Source organism: Natronobacterium gregoryi SP2 (assembly GCF_000230715.2).
GTDB classification, from domain to species: Archaea; Halobacteriota; Halobacteria; order Halobacteriales; family Natrialbaceae; genus Natronobacterium; species Natronobacterium gregoryi.
Genome location: NC_019792.1, coordinates 1,728,143 through 1,745,866, shown reverse-complemented (window position 1 = coordinate 1,745,866; position 17,724 = coordinate 1,728,143). Strand labels below are relative to the sequence as shown.

Annotated in this window: 17 protein-coding genes, 1 tRNA gene and 1 pseudogene; 12 read left to right on the top strand and 7 right to left on the bottom strand. The window is 62.2% G+C overall.

What is annotated here, in order from left to right; translation table 11 throughout:
• Positions 1-133 precede the first annotated feature (133 nt).
• The 5 genes from NATGR_RS08585 to hisA all read right to left on the bottom strand — a co-directional run bounded on the left by NATGR_RS08585 (position 134) and on the right by hisA (position 4,781).
• Entirely contained in the window at positions 134-415 is a 282-nt protein-coding gene (locus NATGR_RS08585) for a hypothetical protein (RefSeq protein WP_005578304.1), read from the bottom strand.
• Between the two features lie 362 nt (positions 416-777).
• Entirely contained in the window at positions 778-1,890 is a 1,113-nt protein-coding gene (locus NATGR_RS08580; RefSeq protein ID WP_005578306.1) for a pyridoxal-phosphate-dependent aminotransferase family protein, read from the bottom strand.
• A gap of 123 nt (positions 1,891-2,013) precedes the next feature.
• On the bottom strand, positions 2,014-2,484 hold the full coding sequence (locus NATGR_RS08575; protein WP_005578309.1) for a twin-arginine translocation signal domain-containing protein: 471 nt from the start codon (positions 2,482-2,484) through the stop codon (positions 2,014-2,016).
• A gap of 263 nt (positions 2,485-2,747) precedes the next feature.
• Entirely contained in the window at positions 2,748-3,977 is a 1,230-nt protein-coding gene (locus NATGR_RS08570; RefSeq protein ID WP_015233470.1) for an MFS transporter, read from the bottom strand.
• A 54-nt stretch (positions 3,978-4,031) separates the two neighbouring features.
• Positions 4,032-4,781, bottom strand: a complete 750-nt coding sequence (gene hisA, locus NATGR_RS08565) for a 1-(5-phosphoribosyl)-5-[(5-phosphoribosylamino)methylideneamino]imidazole-4-carboxamide isomerase (protein ID WP_005578314.1) — start codon at positions 4,779-4,781, stop codon at positions 4,032-4,034.
• A gap of 203 nt (positions 4,782-4,984) precedes the next feature.
• Here hisA and NATGR_RS08560 point away from each other — a divergent pair.
• The 5 genes and pseudogenes from NATGR_RS08560 (at position 4,985) to NATGR_RS08540 (ending at position 8,960) form a co-directional block, all read left to right on the top strand.
• Positions 4,985-5,361: pseudogene (locus NATGR_RS08560) on the top strand (hypothetical protein).
• 162 nt (positions 5,362-5,523) lie between these two features.
• On the top strand, positions 5,524-6,705 hold the full coding sequence (locus NATGR_RS08555) for an inorganic phosphate transporter (RefSeq protein ID WP_005578318.1): 1,182 nt from the start codon (positions 5,524-5,526) through the stop codon (positions 6,703-6,705).
• Positions 6,706-6,750: 45 nt separating this feature from the next.
• Positions 6,751-7,176, top strand: a complete 426-nt coding sequence (locus NATGR_RS08550) for a universal stress protein (protein WP_005578320.1) — start codon at positions 6,751-6,753, stop codon at positions 7,174-7,176.
• A 117-nt stretch (positions 7,177-7,293) separates the two neighbouring features.
• Entirely contained in the window at positions 7,294-8,472 is a 1,179-nt protein-coding gene (locus NATGR_RS08545; RefSeq protein WP_005578322.1) for an inorganic phosphate transporter, read from the top strand.
• A 59-nt stretch (positions 8,473-8,531) separates the two neighbouring features.
• On the top strand, positions 8,532-8,960 hold the full coding sequence (locus NATGR_RS08540) for a universal stress protein (protein WP_005578324.1): 429 nt from the start codon (positions 8,532-8,534) through the stop codon (positions 8,958-8,960).
• 90 nt (positions 8,961-9,050) lie between these two features.
• Here NATGR_RS08540 and NATGR_RS08535 read toward each other — a convergent pair whose 3' ends face one another.
• Entirely contained in the window at positions 9,051-9,836 is a 786-nt protein-coding gene (locus NATGR_RS08535; protein ID WP_015233469.1) for a hypothetical protein, read from the bottom strand.
• A 338-nt stretch (positions 9,837-10,174) separates the two neighbouring features.
• Between NATGR_RS08535 and NATGR_RS08530 the strand changes: the two genes are divergently transcribed.
• From NATGR_RS08530 to NATGR_RS19390, 4 genes are all read left to right on the top strand, one after another.
• Positions 10,175-11,359: an inorganic phosphate transporter gene (locus NATGR_RS08530; RefSeq protein ID WP_005578328.1), complete on the top strand. Its 1,185-nt coding sequence runs from the start codon at positions 10,175-10,177 to the stop codon at positions 11,357-11,359.
• Positions 11,360-11,641: 282 nt separating this feature from the next.
• Positions 11,642-12,031 carry a ferredoxin Fer gene (gene fer, locus NATGR_RS08525; RefSeq protein ID WP_005578330.1) on the top strand — a complete coding sequence of 130 codons (390 nt, stop codon included), beginning with the start codon at positions 11,642-11,644 and terminating at the stop codon, positions 12,029-12,031.
• A 148-nt stretch (positions 12,032-12,179) separates the two neighbouring features.
• Positions 12,180-13,184: an A24 family peptidase C-terminal domain-containing protein gene (locus tag NATGR_RS08520; protein WP_005578331.1), complete on the top strand. Its 1,005-nt coding sequence runs from the start codon at positions 12,180-12,182 to the stop codon at positions 13,182-13,184.
• Positions 13,185-13,377: 193 nt separating this feature from the next.
• Positions 13,378-13,533 carry a hypothetical protein gene (locus NATGR_RS19390; protein WP_155897277.1) on the top strand — a complete coding sequence of 52 codons (156 nt, stop codon included), beginning with the start codon at positions 13,378-13,380 and terminating at the stop codon, positions 13,531-13,533.
• A gap of 253 nt (positions 13,534-13,786) precedes the next feature.
• On the opposite strand, the gene NATGR_RS08515 is transcribed toward NATGR_RS19390, so the two are convergent.
• Positions 13,787-14,044, bottom strand: a complete 258-nt coding sequence (locus NATGR_RS08515) for a pro-sigmaK processing inhibitor BofA family protein (RefSeq protein ID WP_005578332.1) — start codon at positions 14,042-14,044, stop codon at positions 13,787-13,789.
• Positions 14,045-14,126: 82 nt separating this feature from the next.
• Between NATGR_RS08515 and NATGR_RS08510 the strand changes: the two genes are divergently transcribed.
• The 3 genes from NATGR_RS08510 to NATGR_RS08500 all read left to right on the top strand — a co-directional run bounded on the left by NATGR_RS08510 (position 14,127) and on the right by NATGR_RS08500 (position 17,410).
• Positions 14,127-14,199 (top strand) — tRNA-Pro (locus NATGR_RS08510).
• 355 nt (positions 14,200-14,554) lie between these two features.
• Entirely contained in the window at positions 14,555-16,123 is a 1,569-nt protein-coding gene (locus NATGR_RS08505; protein WP_005578333.1) for an HTTM domain-containing protein, read from the top strand.
• Positions 16,124-16,195: 72 nt separating this feature from the next.
• Complete coding sequence (locus NATGR_RS08500) at positions 16,196-17,410, top strand: hypothetical protein (protein WP_005578334.1); 1,215 nt, start codon at positions 16,196-16,198, stop codon at positions 17,408-17,410.
• Positions 17,411-17,724: the final 314 nt, after the last annotated feature.

Below are 17,724 nucleotides of genomic sequence, written 5' to 3'. Positions count from 1 at the left end.
CTGACTCTGTTTGCACACCATCGTATCGTCCACACCGGTCACGCGAACGCGCTTCCGTCGTTCGATTTGATCACACTAACTGACAGCGGTTACCGCTTGGAAGAGAGAAAGCGAAACGAGCAGACGGTCCCGATTAGTTCGGAGAAACGCTGATCCGGACGGTCGCGACGCCTGGAATCGAGAGTTTGGCGATCCGTCCACGGAGTCGGCGTGCGAGCGCGCGACCGCCTGCCAGGGCCAGCGTGACTGCCCCGACGACGGCTGCGGTGACCGACGCTGCGAGGGTGGGGTTGCTGAGCGCCCAGAGTACTGCCAGGGCGAGGGCGACGAACGCGACGCCGCTTCCGAGGGTCCCTGTCCCGGGTGATGATTCTGTGCCGATGCCGTTCTGTGGAATTTGGGTACTTTGTCTCATGGTTGTCGACTGGCGCTTCCCGGCTGGAAACGACTTGTCTCAGTTCGAGATACGGTGTCCAGCTATAAAAACATTTCACCAAAGTGGTATGAATAGATAATTGGTACCAAGCAACAAGCATCTATTTGTACGATAATAGGGCTAGATAGCCCCGTAATGATTACCATGGTGTAGTCTATCAACGTAACGGATTGGTTATATAATTCGTTATAGATCGATTCTCGACCGAGATTGGGTACGGTCGTTGGCGACGGTCGCGACTGGACGGCAACGGAGACGCGACGACACGTCTTCGTGGCTGGATTTCATCAGTCCACAAAACCGAGTTGAAGACGAAGAGTCGACGGCCCACCGCTCGCCGACTACAGTTCCGCGACGTCTTCGATGGCGTCGGTCAGTGCTTCGATCGACTCGCGATCGTGCTCGCCCATGTGTCCGATTCGGAACGTCTTTTCACCGAGTGTGGAACCGTACCCGTTCGAGAAGACCATGTCGTACTCTTCGGAGACGGTGTCGATGGTTTCCGCGACGTCGATCCCGTACGTGTTCTCGATACAGCTTACCGTCTGGGACTCGTATCCCTCTTCGGGGAACAGCTCGAAGTGCTTGCGAGCCCACTCGCGGGTATATTCGGCCATCTCCCGGTGACGCTGGTCGCGGGCGTCGTGGCCTTCCTCGAGCATGTGTTTCATCTGTTTGCGGTAGGCGAGCATGACCGGAATCGCCGGCGTGGAGTGTGTCTGGCCCTTCCGCTCGTAGTAGTCGATAGTCCGCTGGAAGCCGCCGTACCACGACGCCGACTCGGACTCGAGTTCGCGCTCGTAGGCCTCGTCGCTGACGACACAGACGGCGAGGCCGGGTGGCATCGCGAAGGCCTTCTGGACCGAGGTGAAAACGACGTCGATGTTGTGGTCGTCGACGTCGACGTAATCCCCACCCAGTGCCGAGACGGCGTCGACGACGAAGTACGTGTCTTCGTATTCGGCGACGACGTCGCCGATTTCCGCTACGGGGTTTCGGACGCCGGTCGAACTCTCGTTCATCACGCAGGTGACGACGTCGTAGTCGGTGTCGCTTTCCTTCAAGTACTCGCGGACGTCCTCGGGCTTGACTGCCTTCCCCCACTCGTACTCGAGCGTGTCGACGTTCTTGCCGAGGCGTCTGGCGACGTTGGCTTGGCGCTCACTGAAGCTCCCGCAGGTCGTACAGAGGACGTTCTCGTCGACGAGATTGAGGATTGCGCTCTCCATGAACGCGGTGCCGGAGCCAGTGAGGATCACGACCTCGTTGTCGGTTCCGAGGAACTCTTTCGTGTCCTCGACGATGGTCGTGTAGAGATCGGTCATCCGGCCCATCCGGTGACCGAAGGGCCGTTCACACATTGCCTCGACGACATCCTCACGCACCTCGGTCGGGCCGGGAATGTACAGCGTCTTGTCGGGATACTCGTCTTTGTATTCGCGTTTCTCGGTCACGGAACCACCTGAGTACAGCCTACTGGGACACGAGACGGTATGGTACTTTTGATGCCCGCGGAAATCGCCAGCCGTGCTGGAGGTCAGCTACAGCAGTAAAAAGAACACAGCGGCGGAAACCGATTATTCGATGATGAGGTCGCCGTTCATCGCGACGTCGTGTGGAGCACAGACGTAGGCGTCCATCTCCTCGCTTGCCGTGAACTCGAGGAACTGGTCGTCGGGTTCGTCGTCGGTCGTTTCCTCGGTCTGGAGGCCGTCGACGACTTCGTCGTCTTCGTTCCAGATCTCGATGTTGTGGTTGCCACCGTCGCCGACGGGCCAGCCGATCTCGTACTCCTCGCCTTCCTGGAGGATGAGCGTCGGGTTGACGTCGTCTTCGATCTCTGCGGGCTCGAGGCCTTCCCAGCCGGCGGTCTGTGCGTCGAGTTCGATCGTCGTACCGGGCTCGATCTCATATCCGTCTTCTTCGTCGTCACCGTTTTCTTCGCCGTTCTCGCCGTTGCCGTTACAACCAGCGACGAGTGCCGTCGCGGCTGCCCCACCAGTAATCTTCAGCGCAGTTCGGCGCGAAATCGGGCTATCTCGTGTCATCAACCTGTTGTTAGTGTTGATCACATAAAAATTGGTCTCCTCCATTGGTGCATCGGTATGTACTCGCATGACAGGGCTGAACCTCCTCTCGAGAATCTCATCAGTGGAACCTGTCGAGCGAACTCGACCGATACTGTCGGAGTGATGACTGGATGCAGGAGCTCTCGGTGGGTGCGCGAAACGAACGTGGATCGACCGCTGTACGCGATTCCACACAGCAGCGACTCGTCCCGCGGCTCACTGACCCAACCCACCACTCTATCTCACGGCCGAACGTCTCGTTTTCGTCCCTCGCTCGAAGAGCCAAGCGACAGCCGCAGGAAGGCCGGGGTCGCTACGACCGCGATGGCAACCTCGAGGCCGCCGACGACGAGGAACGCGAGGTCGTAGCCGTAGCTTCCGGCGACGGTCCCGCCGATCAGAAAGCCACCGAGGAACCCAAGGCTGCCGGCGAGGTTGAACCCGGCCATTGCGAGTCCGCGCTCGCTTTCGTCGGCGATGTCGGTCACGAGCGCCATCGTCGTCGGCGAAACCAGGGCTCCGAGCACGCCGATGGCGATCATCGCGACGGCCGCGAGCACTACCGTCGGCGCGGAACCGACCGCGAGGATGCCGAATCCATAACAGATCGAGCCGACGACGATCGGGATCGTTCGACCGATCCGATCCGACAGCGCACCCATGGGATACTGCAACAGGGCAAACGGAGCGAAAAAACACGCGAGCAAGAGACCCGTCGTTCCAGCGTCGAGACCAAACGTCTCCTGAAAGTACAGCGTTCCGACCAGCGCGAAGAAGCCGGCTGTCATCCGATCGACGAACCCGAACGCGTAGGGAATCGACAGTGTCGGCTGCCGACGCACGCCCTCGAGCAGTGCTCCGGCGCTGCGACGACGAGTCGGTGCTCGATCCGTGACGGCCGTGACCAGCGCGCCGACACAGAGCAACAGCGTCGTGGCGGCAACCAGCGGCGCGAGCGGGTGTATTTCCGTCAACTGCCCGCCGACCGGCGCACCCAGTGCGGCCCCGAGCCCGATTGCGATCCCGGCTGCACCCATGTTCCGGCCGTTGCCGCCGCCGAGGTCCATCAACATGGTCATCGTCAGCGAGAGCGCGCCGATGGTCATCGCGCCCTGAAAGACTCGCAACAAGAGCACCCCCTCGAAGGGAATCGATCCGATCGTGGGAACGAGCGCGAGCAGACCGTACCCTGTCGCGCCAGCGACGGCTCCGGCGACGATCAACGGCGTCCGCTTCCCCGTCACATCGCTTACAGCACCCCAGACGCCGACGAAGGCGACGTAGGCTGCGAACTCGGCGACGAGAAACCACATGCTCGCGTCCAGCGCTGTCTCGGCAAACGGTGAAGTCGTCGCCTCGGCTCCCAGCGCCGAGACGAGCGTCGCGATTCCCGGATAGAGCAATAGCTGCGAGAAGAGAACGGCGAAGACGACCGCCGCGAGGACGACTCGATCCCGATCTCTCGAGTCCACGCACGCGGCTAGGGGACAGGGGGTCAAGAAGGCGTTCGTCTCCGTCGAGCGAACTCAGCTTCCGACGACGTCGGTCGCTTCCGCGAGCGAGAACTGCCCTTCGTACAGCGCGCTTCCGACGACCACGGCGGCCGCGCCAGCGTCTTCGAGCGCCCGAACGTCTTCGAGAGTCGCGACGCCGCCGCTGGCGACCACCGGAATCTCGGTCGCTTCGACCAGTTCACGGACCGGTTCGGCCGCGACGCCCTCGAGTTTCCCCTCGACGTCGACGTTCGTAAAGAGGATCGCCGCGGCACCAAGTCCCTCGTATCGCTCGGCGGCCTCGACCGGCGAGATGCCGACACCCTCGGTCCAGCCCTCGACGACGACCTCACCGTCTTTCGCATCGAGACTGACGACGACGCTGTCCGGGTATTCTTCGCTGATCTCGGCGACAATCTCGGGATTCTCGACCGCCGCAGTGCCGAGAATGACTCGATCGACGCCGCGCTCGAGGAGTTCGACCGCGTCCTCGGCAGTCCGGATGCCGCCGCCCAGTTGCGTCGGGACGTCGACGGCGTCGACGACCGCGTCGATCGCGTCTCCGTTCTCTCGTTCGCCCTCGAACGCGCCGTCGAGATCGATCAGGTGCAGCGACTCCGCGCCGGCCTCGACCCACTTGCGGGCTGCCTCGACCGGGTCGCCGTAGGTCTTCTCGGTGCCGCGCTCGCCCTGAACCAACTGGACGACCTCGCCGTCTTTCACGTCGACCGCCGGAACGACCTCGAACCCGTCGTTGCCCACTTCGCTTGCGTCCTCGTCCATACTCGTGTCGGTGGCGCGCACTCGAGTAAAGGCGGCGGTTCTCGCCCGAACTACCCTCGAGCCGTAGAGTCACCTACGAGAAACAGTAACTATCACGCACCAAACTGATTTCACGCGGTACAGTGAACGGACTACGCCATGAGTGCGGGTCTCGACCGAGTCCGAAGTGGCTCTGCGATCGTATCGGAGGGACGTCCCGAGCGATGAACCCGCGTCGCGTCGACGCGATCATCGATCTCGGCTACGGTGTCCTGATCTTCGTCTCGGTCGCCCTGATCGTCTCGGTCGGAACGCTCGTCGGGGTAGCGTTCGGGCTGGGCGTGCTGATCTCGTACGCGTTACACGTCGTCTGGAAGATGGCGCGGTTCGATCCGGACTGGATGAGCCAGGCGGTCAAGGAGACGGTCGGCGAGCAGGTCGAGAAGCGAGTAGACGAGACAGTCAGCGAACAGCTCGATGCGGGCCAGGAACAACTCGAGACGGTCGATCAGCGGATCGACCGCCGGCCGCGCTCAAAGAGATCGACGCACTACTCGAGGAAACAGTGATAGATGAGATGGAAGAGACATCCGACGATTGAACCCGCCGACGTTCGACGGTCGACGGCCGGCCCACGACCCGCCGGCCGCAGCTACCCGACTCTCGGTCGGCGTTCCACGGAGCCCCGACGGGCACCGGCTCGAGTACGTCAGACGGCACGAAACGACCCTCGCAAACACCGAGGGACGTCTCTCATCCAGGCATGATTTCGACGCTGCTTCTCATCGGCATTCTCGTCGCGATCTTCGTCGGATACAACATCGGCGGCGCGACGACCGGCCCCGCGTTCGGGCCGGCCGTCGGGGCCGACGCCATCTCGAAGACCATGGCCGGCGCGCTGATGACGATCTTCTTCTTCGTCGGGGCGTGGACGATCGGCCGGCGAGTCGTCGACACGCTCGGCCGGGACCTCGTGCACGACCCCGGCGTCTTCACGCTCGAGGCGAGCGTCGCCGTCCTCTTTTTCATCGGCGTCGCATTGTTCGTCGGGAACGTCTTCGGCGTCCCCGCGTCGACGTCGATGACGGCCGTCGGCTCGATCGCGGGGCTCGGTCTCGCGGCGGGCGAACTCGACTGGGGAGTCATGGGAGAAATCGCGATCTGGTGGATCGTCTCCCCATTCATCGGTTTCTGGGTCTCACTGATCATCGGCCGGTACTTCTACGCCGAACTCAATCGACGGATCGCGATGGAACGAAGCGAAGGGCCGCTGTTCGAGATCGACCGCTCCGGGATCGTTCCGACGCCAGGACTGAGCGATACCGCGACTGTTCGTGAAGCCGGTGGCGTGGTGATGGTGATCGTCATCGGCTGTCTGATGGCCTACAGCTCCGGTACGTCGAACATCGCGAACGCGGTCGCACCACTGGTCGGCAGCGGCGAACTCGAGATGAACCCCGCAATCATTATCGGCTGTCTCGCCGTCGGGATCGGCACGTTCACGATTGCACGCCGGACCCTCGAGACGATGGGGAACGAACTCACGGAACTCCCGCTGACGGCGGCGATCGTGACCGCGACGGTAAGCGCCACGCTTGTCATCTTCCTCTCGGCGATCGGCATCCCCGCGAGTTTCGTCATCATCGCGACGATGTGTATCATCGGGCTCGGCTGGGGCCGAGCGACGCGTCCGATCACCGTCTCCGAAGCAGTCCGCGGCGAGGAGTCGGCCCCAGTGTCGGTCGGCGCACTGTCCGAGGATCGAGAGGGCGAGGAACTCCCGCCGATCGGCGAAGAAAAAGAACCCGAGCGGATTCCGAAGGCGTCGGATCTGTTCGACCCGGCGACGACGGCCCGCGTCGTCCTCATGCAGAACGTCGTCCCGGCGATCGCGACGCTTGGCGCGTACGCAACGTTCCGGTTCGTCCCGATATTCGGGATCTGAAGGCCCCACCCCCGCGTTTATTCCGATCGGCGTGGGACATCGCGTATGGTCGACGACGTCCTCGTCCCGATGGACGATTCGGAGATGAGCGAACGCACACTCGAGTACGCACTCGAGGTCTTCCCCGACGCCGACGTCACTGTTCTCCACGTGGTCGGTGAACCGTCCCCCATGTGGGGGCGGGCGACGGGCCTCGCGCTCGCTGACGACCTCGAAGAGGCGGCCGACGAACACGCAAAAGAGGTGTTCGAACGCGCCCGAGAAATCGCCGCCGAAGCCGACGGTGACGTCGTTTTGGACACCGACGTCGAACTCGGACATCCGGTTCGTGCCATCGTTCGCCGCGCTGCCGACTACGAGACGGTCGTGATCGGCAGCCACGGCGGGAGCGTCGCGGACCGTATCTTCGTCGGCAACGTCGCGGAGAAGGTATTTCGGCGGTCTCCAGTCCCGGTCGTCGTCGTTCGGTGACTCGACTAGCCAACGTTTCACGGAGCCGATAGTCAGGACGAACGCAGAGTAGTGTAGATAACCCACAGATCAGTGGTTCCAGCAGTTATTTCACGAACAGCGATATACTATCTGCTGATGGTCGAAACGGTGCTGTTGGTCGGAGTTGTCGCCTCGGTTTTCGTCGGTTTCAACATTGGCGGTTCGTCGACTGGAATCACGTGGGGACCCTCCGTCGGTGCCGGAATCGTGTCGAAGACGACTGCAGCGGCGGTCATGACGTTCTTCGTCTTCTTCGGCGGCTGGACCGTCGGACGGAACGTGATGGAGACGCTCAGCGAGGGGATTATCACGATCGACCTCACGCTGACCGCTGGCGTCGCCGTCCTCTTTTTCATCGGACTGGGGATGCTCGTCGCCAACATCTTCGGCGTTCCCGTGCCGACGTCGATGACGACGGTCGGCGCGATCGCCGGACTGGGACTGGCCACGGGGACCCTGGACTACGCGACGATCGCCGAAATCATCTCCTGGTGGATCGTCACGCCGATCATCGGGCTCTGGATCGGCGTACTGATCGGTCGGTACATCTACCCGTGGGTCAATCACCGGGTCGACATCGAAAAGTCGGAAGGGCCGCTGCTTCGACTCGAGCGCCGAGGATCGGTACCGACGCCGGCGCTCGGACCGAACACGACCCGACAGGAGTTCGGTACCACGCTCGCGGTCTTCGTCATCGGCTGCTACATGGCCTTCAGTGCCGGTGCGAGCAACGTCCCGAACGCCGCCGCGCCGCTGGTCGGCACTGTCGACGGGCTGGAACCGAACACCGCGATCATCATTGCCACCTTTGCAATCGGTCTCGGCGGGTTCACCATCGCCCGACGAACGATGGCGTCCGTCGGCGGCGAACTGAGCGACATCCCGCTGCTCGCGGCGCTTTTCGTCATGGTGACCGCCTCGACGATCACGACGATTCTCTCGTGGGCCGGTATCCCGATCAGCCTCGTGATGGCGACAGTGATGACGATCGTCGGCATCGGCTGGGGCCGAGCGACCCGTCCGGTCACGGTCCGCGAGGCAGTCAGCCAGGACGTAGACGACACCGAGATCGACCTCGGTGCCATCGTCGCCCAGGAGAAAGTCGACGAGACCGCGCCTCGGATCGGCCAACCGGAGTCTGCGGACGTACTCCGCGGTGACGACCTGTTCAACCCTCGAGCGATCGTCAAGTACGTCTCGATGTGGATCATCGGTCCCTCGATGTCGACGCTCCTGGCGTACGGGTTCTTCCTCGCTCTTCCCGGCGTCGCCTGACCGCTCCGGCTACTGAACCGCGACCAGGACTTACGTCGCTCGCCGACGAATCACGAGCTATGCTCTCTCGCATCCTCGTCCCCATGGACGACTCCGACCACGCCGAGCACGCACTCGAGTACGCCCTCGAGAACCACCCCGACGCCGAGGTCACCGTCCTCCACGTCGTCGGCGTCCCGTCGATGATGATGGGCGACGCGGTAGGACTCTCGCTCAAGGACGACCTCGAGGAGGCGGCCGCCGACCGGGCCGAAACGGTCTTCGAACGCGCCCACGAGGTCGCCGCGGAACGGGACCGAGAACTCGAGACGGTCGTCGGTATCGGTCACCCGGCACGGAACGTCGTCGACCGCGCCGACGACTACGACACGATCGTTCTCGGGAGCCACGGCGCAGATTGGAATCGCGCGACACACCGCTTTCTCGTGGGGAACGTCGCCGAAACCGTGACGAAACGCGCGCCGGTACCGGTGACGATCGTTCGTTGAGACGGCCCCTGTGCCAACGTGCCGGCACAGCCGTAACCCATCTTTCGGTTGCGCCGTGAGTGACCGACAGTCGTCCGGCAGGAGCGATCGCTACGAGTCGGCCTCTTCTTCCCCTTCGGCCGACTCCTCGACCATCTCTTCGACTTCGTCCTCTCGAGGCCGACGGTCGACGCGTTCGTCGACGGCGTCGACCTTCGTCTGGACCTCGTCGACCTGTTTTTCGACTGTCTCGCCGACCGTCTCCTCGACGGTTTTCTCGACCTGCGTCTGTACTTCTTCGACCTGCTTTTCGACCGTCTGTTCGACTGTCTCTTCGACCTGTGCCGCTACCTCCTCGACTGTTTCGTCGACGGTTTCACCGAACGTCTCCTCGACTGTTTCGTCGACGGTTTCGCCGACCGTCTCCTCGACTGTTTCTTCGACGGTTTCACCGACTGTCTCCTCGACTGTTTCTTCGACAGTTTCACCGACCGTCTCCTCGACTGTTTCTTCGACAGTTTCACCGACCGTCTCCTCGACTGTTTCTTCGACAGTTTCACCGACCGTCTCCTCGACTGTTTCTTCGACCGTCTGTTCGACAGTTTCGTCGACGGTTTCTTCGACAGTTTCGCCGACCGTCTGTTCGACCGTCTCCTCGACCTGTGCCTGCACGCCTTCGACTTTCTGCTCGACCGTCTCCTCGACCGCTCGAGTCATCCAGTCCGGATCGAACCGCGCCATCTTCCAGACGACGTGGACGATGTAGGCCGCGAACACGCCGATACCGAACGCGAGTCCGACGGTCGTCTCGAAGACGGCGATCAGTACGATCGAGAGTGCGATCAGTGCGCCGTAAGCGAGATCGACGGCTGCGTCGACGTGGACCGGGTTCAGCATCGTCGCCCGTCACCCGTCGTGTCCGACCGGTCTGCTACCTGCTGTACTGCAGTTCTCCCCGTCACTGCTGTCTGTCCGTCACGTCCCACTCGTCGTCTACAGGAATCCAGAACGACACTCATGATACTATACCGTATGGAGTGGTCGGTTGAAATGCTTTGTTAAGAGGCAGGCTACAGGCCGACCGTCGCCGGCATTCTTCGGCCGCTACGTACGGCACGCTTCTCGAACACGGTCGCCGAAGGAACGGACGGGCCCCCTGTCGCAGGGTCGGTTGCGGTTCTACTGGCGTGAGCGAACAGAGTCATTTTTAGGATCAGCCCGCTTGAGTTCGTACTGTGACTGAAGTACTCCTTATCGTGGGGATTCTCGTCGCTGTCTTCGTCGGCTACAACATCGGTGGCGCAACGACCGGGCCAGCGTTCGGTCCAGCCGTCGGTGCGAACGTCATCACGAAGGTGATGGCAGCCGCGTTGATGTCGATTTTCTTCTTCCTGGGTGCCGTCACGATCGGTCCACAGGTCGTCGACACGCTCGGCAACGACCTCGTTCACGACACAGGAATCTTCACCATGCGGTCGAACGTTGCTGTCCTCTTTTTTATCGGCGGTGCTCTCTTCGTCGGCAACTACGCGGGCGTTCCCGCCTCGACGTCGATGACTGCCGTCGGTGCGATCGCCGCACTCGGGCTGGCGACCGGCGAACTCGCCTGGGACATCCTCGGCGAAATCGTCGTCTGGTGGATCGTCGCCCCGATCATCGGCTTTTGGGTCGGCGGTCTCGTCGGTCGATACTTCTACACCCAACTCAACGAGTGGGTCGCCCTCGAGGGGAGCCGCGACGGTGAACGGATGATCCGCCTCGAGTGGTCGGGACTCGTCCCACGATTCCAGTTCGGCCCGAACGCCGATCGACGGGAGGTTACTGGAGCGTTCGTCGTCGTCGGGATCGGCTGTCTGATGGGGTTTTCCTCGGGGACGAGCAACATCGCAAACGCCATCGCACCGATCTACGGTACCGGCGACGTCGACATGCTCACGCTGATCCTGATCGGTTCCGCCGCAGTCGCGGTCGGCTGTTTCACCATCGCTCGCCGGACGATGGAGACGCTGGGTAACGACATCACGAACCTGCCGCTGACGGCCGCGATCGTCGTCGCCGTCATCAGTTCGACCATCGTCATCGGCCTCTCGTGGATCGGTATTCCGGCGAGTTTCGTCGTCATCGCGACGATGAGCATCGTCGGCCTCGGCTGGGGGCGGGCGACCCGAACGACGACGCTGTCCGACGCTGCCCGCGGCGAAGAGGAGACTCGCGTCTCCGTCGGTGCGCTGACAGCCGAAGAAGAGGGCGAAGAGTCACCCGACATCGGCGAGGAAGAACCGGCGGACATCCCGCGAGCCTCCGACCTGTTCGATCCGTCGACGACGGCTCGAGTCATCGTCATGCAAAACGTCGTCCCGATCATCTCGACTGCCGGTGCGTTCCTTACGTTCCGGTTCGTTCCAATATTCGGGTTCTGACACGGTCTGCTGTTACGACGTGTCGGCACGATACAAGAACGGATCACGGTTGCGCCGCCACCGACGACGGAACGTCACCCAACGAGATTCGCCCAGTGCCACCCCCATGACACGCACTAGCAGTACGTCATTCGACGGCCCTTGCTATCACGTCGGCCGTTCTCGAGCCCTTCATTCGGCGTCCCTTCTCGTCTGAACGGGTTTAGATGTCGATTTTATGGTAAAAAACGATTTACAATCGAACAGCAAGCTATACCAGTCCGGCCCTCGAATCAGCGAACGATGCCCACGGTAGAATACCTCAACTACGAAGTGCTGGACGACCAGGGCTGGGACATGGACGACGACGACCTCTTCGAGCAGGCCGCCGACGCCGACCTCGGTGACGAGGACTACGGCAGTCTCGAGGTCAACGAGGGCGAGTACATCCTCGAGGCCGCCGAGGCCCAAGGCTACGACTGGCCCTTCTCCTGCCGTGCAGGCGCTTGTGCGAACTGTGCGGCCATCGTCAAAGAGGGGGAGATCGACATGGACATGCAACAGATTCTCAGCGACGAGGAAGTCGAGGACAAAGACGTCCGCCTGACCTGCATCGGTTCCGCCGAAACCGACGAGGTCAAGATCGTCTACAACGCAAAGCACCTCGACTACCTGCAAAACCGCGTCATTTAAACTGACACTCACCGCCACTTTTTATCGCTCTGCCGTCCGGCAGCGGTAGCACTACCGCTCTGTCTCTTTCTCCGATACCTGCCGGTGAAACCGAGTCGCCACGATCGAGGCCGAAAGGATAACACCACTTCACTCGAGAGTGGGTGACGTGACACTCGCGTTCGTCTCGGCGACGGCCCCGGACTTGCTGCGGCTCGTCGCCCTTCCGGTCTTCGCCTGGGTCGCCATCCGAGATATCGAGACCAGACGCGTCTCGAGCGGCGTCTGGATTCCGCTTGCCTTGCTCGGGGGCGTCTTGCTCCTCTGGGAGGCCCAACTCGCTCGGGCGGCCGGCGGCCAGGTCTGGATCGACGAGTTTCTCGTCCCGGCCGCGATCAGTTTCGGGGTCGTCGTCCCGATCGCGTACACGTTCTGGTGGTTCGGCGGCTTCGGCGGTGCCGACGCGAAGGCGTTGCTCGTGCTCGCCCTGCTGTTCCCAACCTTCCCGCAGTACGCAGTCGGTTCCGTCACTCTGCCGGTCACGACGACGCCGATCGGCTCGTTCTCGTTTACGATCCTGACCAACGCCGTTCTTGTCGCGATCCTGATCCCGATCGCACTCGCCGTGCGAAATGCCGTCTCAGGCCGTCTCACGCCCGTCATGTTCATCGGCTGGCCCGTCCGCTGGGACGACGTTCCCGACCACCACGGCCAGTTGCTCGAGACGACGGCCGGCGTCTCCCGGAGCGGCCTCGACCTGGACGCCCTCCGGATGTACCTCCGGTGGCGCGGCCTCACGCTCGAGGAGATACAGGAAGACCCCGCGACCTTCCGGGACCCGGTGACGCTACCGAACGATCCGAACCCGCCGAGCGACGGGGCGGTCGACGCCGAGGTCCGAACCAACGGCTCGCTCGAGGTCGATCCGGAGGCCGGACTCGCGGCCGACAGCGATCACGACGATCCCTGGGGAGCGCGCATCTTCCTCACGGACATCGACGGGTCGGCCTACGGGACGACGCCAGCAGAACTGCGGGAGGGGCTCGAGGTCCTCGCGGATGCAGACACCGAGACGGTTTGGGTCTCACCCGGCACGCCGTTTCTCGCCCCGATCTTCGTCGGTCTCGTGATCGCCGTACTCTACGGGGATCTGCTGATCGGCACGCTACTGTAGCTAGTACTGTCCCAACCGTCGACTGCTGAGTGAACCCAGACGACCGCATTCGGTTTCACTCATCCGTTCAGGCTTGCCAAAGCACTAGTACCGTCCCAAGTCTACTCTGGCTAGTGCACTCTACTCCTGATCGAGAATCGTGATCGGTTTGGACCAACTCTCAACTAGTCGGTCGACGGTTGGGACGGTACTAGTGAGTCAAACCCGGTCGTGTGGCCGAGTCGACACAGCAGCCGACGATTGGGACGATACCAGACGCGCCCCTGACGATCGCCTCCGTCTCGTCGTCCGACTCGAGGACCAGGACGGAACCGTCCTCCTCGAGGGCGTCCAAAACCGCTTCGAGTGACCGGTCGGCGTCGGCCAGTCCTCGAGTGTCAGCGGTTCGTCCCGTGGCACCGGTCCGCCAGTAGGCACGTCCGAGCGAGCGGTCTCGAGGGGCGAGTTACCTGATCGGTATCGTCGGTCACTGTACGGCATCGCCGGCGCAACCGCGCGTTGAAGCGACTGCACCGAGACATCGGGACAGCAATCCGTACCAGAAAAGAGTAAACACGACGCCAGGTTTTGTCCGATTCGGATGCTACCCGAACTCGAGAGGGTCAGGGGACGAATGCGACGCCAAACAGCGACAGCAGGGCAACAAGCACTGCCCCCGGAAAGCCTCCGAGTGCGACGATAGCGAGCACGATAGGCGTGATAGTGACCGGGAGACCGAAGACGGCCTGTGCGAGAAACAACGCGAGCAGGCCGACGACTGCGTTGGCGATGAACGGACGAACCGTCTCGACGATCGTCGACGCACCGAGAACGGCGACGAGAACGAGGACCAACAGGAGGATCTCGAGTCCTGTTACCATACTCGACCGTATGCTGCCGACGATCAAAACCGTTCGGTCCGGAACGAAACCCTTTATGTTGTCCGCACGGAAGTGGGAGTACGGGATCGTGGGTTAGCCTGGTATACTTCGGGCCTTGGGTGCCCGTGACCCCGGTTCAAATCCGGGCGATCCCATTCATTCTGTCGCGAACGAACTCGTGAGCGACGAATTCCTGACGATCGGCCGATTTGAACTAGACCGAGGTTCTGCGCCGCAGGCGCAGGTTCTCGGGCGTAGTTCAAATCCGGGCGATCCCATGCGATTCCGAAACCCGTGAGCTGTCGCTATCGAACAGTCGTTCTCTCCTGATGTGACGGTCTGTGGACGAAGTGAGCGGATGCATCTTTCACCAGGGCAAATTCGAGCGACTGTCTTTTCGCTCGCAAACGCCACGACTGACGTGTCAGTTCACAAAACTTATATCCGACGCGCTACCAGCCGGTAGTATCACCCTCCAGACGACGGGACACGCCGCGTAGAGGTCTCCGCATGACTCCCAGCCACCGACGAGATCCGGACCGAAGCGTCGCCGTTCACAACCGGTTGTGGACGGCTCTCCAGCCCGTTCGACGCCACGCTCGAGCGCGTCTCGAAGTCGACACCCGCGCACTCGCTGCCCTTCGAATCGCGCTGGGATCGATCGTCTTGTTCGACCTGTTCCACCGTGCAGGCTCACTCGAGACGTTCTACACGAACGCTGGCGTTTATCCACTGGAGGTCTACCAGAGTACCTACAGTCGATACACCGGTTTCTCTCTGCATGCGGCCTCCGGCGAGGTGTGGTTCCAGCAGCTCCTGTTCGTGATCGCTGGCGCGTTCGCGGTCGCGTTGATTCTCGGCTACCGGACGCGACTGGTCGGGTTCGTCTCTCTCGTCTTGTTGCTCTCGTTGCACGCCCGCAACCCGGCCGTCCTCAACGGGGCGGACCAGTTGTTACGGGTCCTGCTCATCGTCGCGTTGTTGACGCCGCTTGGCGAACGGTGGTCGGTCGACGCGCTTCGCCGCGGCTCCGCCCGTACGACCGTCGTGACGTTCGGGACCGTTGCGTTGCTTGCTCAACCGGTCGTCGTCTTCACACAGAACGCGATCCTCAAACACGAAGGCGACAGTTGGTACGCTGGAGAGGGAATCACGATCGCGTTCGCCAGCGACGAGATGACGATTTTCCTCGGGAACCACCTCGGCTCGTATCCGGCCCTCCTCGAGCTGTTCAACTGGGTGTGGATCACCCTGCTTGCGGGCTCTGGGGCGTTTCTGTTGCTGACGCGAGGATGGCAGCGCGTGCCGGTCGTCTTCGTCTATCTCGGAGCCTTCGGCGGACTACTGCTGTCGGTTTCGGTCGGACTGTTCCCGCTCGTCCTCGCGGCTGCAGTGCTCCCGTTTTTGCCGACGCAGTTCTGGGACGCACTCGAGCACCTGGTGCCGTCTCGGCTCGCTCGTTTCCGGCCCCGAGTGTCGTGGCTCGGCCCGCTCGAGCGGCCACCACTCGAGTGGCGCGCTCTCGGGGGACTCCGTCGACGTGGCCACGGACAGATCGCGTCGTTTGTCACCGGCTACGCCCGGTCGGTGCTGACGGTTGCTGGCTTTCTGGTGCTCGTTTGGATGCTTCTGTTCGGTGCGACCCACGCCTCGAGCTACGACGTTCCCGACGAGATCTATTCGCCACACCTCGACGAACAGCGGTGGGGGCTGTACGCACCGGACCCGTCCGAGTCGTACGGCTGGTTCGGGACCGAGGCTCGACTGGAAAACGGGTCCGCAGTCGGTGCGTTCGGTGACGAAAACATCACGGCCGACAGACCGCCGGACGCCGCACAGGAGTACGAGAATTTTCGGGAACGAAAGTACTTAGAGAGCGTCCGCGACTCGGGTACGGACGACTCGGAAGGGATCATCGCGACGAGTTACGCCGACTGGGCCTGCGAGCAGGCCGTCGACGAGTACGGCGAGGACGAACTCGAGACGGTGACTCTCTATCGGTTCATCCAGTCCAAACCGCTCGAGGGCGAGTACGAGGAAGCACCGCAACACTACACGGTCGTCGAACGTTCCTGTTGAGGGTCGAAGCGGTGAGATTTCGAGCGATCGGCGGCAATGAGATTTAAGTAGGCAGTCTCGAGTCAGAGGTGTATGGGGACAGGGACCAAGCTTTTGTTTGCCGTTCTCGGAATCGTACTCGTCGTTGCGTTGCTTTCGACGAACCTGGTCGTCGCAGCTGACCGAACCGTCCTCGATAGCGACTTCGTCAAGGATACCGCCGACGAGGAGGGACTCTATGCTGCGTTGGCCCAAGAGGTTCAGGAAGACGCCATGCAGACGCTCTCTACCAGTGGCAACGCGCTACCGGCCGATGAACTGGAAGATGGCGTTCGGGAAGCAGTGATCGAAGCGGAGATTCGAGAGCAAGGTGAGAAAAACGTCGATCGATTGTACGCGTTTCTCCACGGGGAGACCGACGAACTCCACCTCGAGATCGACCTCGAAAGAGCCAACCAGAACGTGCTCACCGAACTCGAAGAGGAGATGACCGGCCTCGATCTCGGCGAGGCTGACTTCCCGCAGGGTGACGAGATCGAAGCGATGGCGGAGAGTGAAGAACAGTTCGCTCAGTACCGCGACGAGTTCAGAGAAGAGCAGAAAGAAGAGTTGCAAGGAGGTGGAGACCGTGAAGTACCCGCGGAAGAACTCGATCAACGGATGGATGCGATCCGTCTCGATCTCTACACCGAACGCGACGAACTACTCGAGCAAGAACGCTACGGGGACGGTCTCGACGCAGATCTCGAGGAGCCTGCACACGCGCTGTTGACAGCACGGGTCGACGCCCTCACTGGTGAGATGGGATACGACGAGTACGTCACCGAGGTCGAGTCGGCAAAAGAGGAGTTCGAAACCGAACTCGTCGCCGGCGTCGAATCCGAACTCGCCGACGGAGCGCAGATCGATCTAACCGAAGGGATGGACGACGACGCGACGGAGTCCCTCGAAATGGGGCAGGCGGTCGTCTCGACGGCGAGCTTGCTCGCGATCGTTTTGCCGCTGGTGTGTCTTGGGATCGTCGGCCTGATGGCATGGGTAGCGCCGCCGTCGACTACAGCCCTGTCGGCAGGCGTCGTCTCGACGCTCGTCGGCACGACGGGGATCGTCGGTTCGCACGTCGCTGGCGAGCAGATCGAGCTGCTGTTCGCAGGTGGGGAGACACCACCGGCGATGGCTGACTTCGTGCTCGGAATCGCCTCGGGGACGCTGGCAGCGCTGACCGTCCAGTCCGTGGTTTTACTGGTGGTGGGTATCGGCCTCGTCGCGGTCGGAGTGGCGATCCGACAGGGGCTGTTGCTCGAGTGAAGGCGAGGTCGCTGCCGGCTCTCTGTCGCGCCGGTACCCGATCGTCCACGCAGGCCCGGTTCGTCAGCCGGGAACTCGACGCCGCCGGGCAGTTCGGCCAAACGGTGTAGGGAGTATATACATACACCTGGCTGATAAAGTACGGCCGTGGCCACACGGGGACGACAGGGACGACAGGGCCCCGGCGTGTGCGTCTCCGGCGTGGTCCGAACGTTCACAGGATGGTGGCGTGCTTTTCGGGCGTGACAGACTCGAGACGGAACTGCGTGGACCGGGACGGTTTCGCCCTGGTGTACCCACATTTATACCTCGTG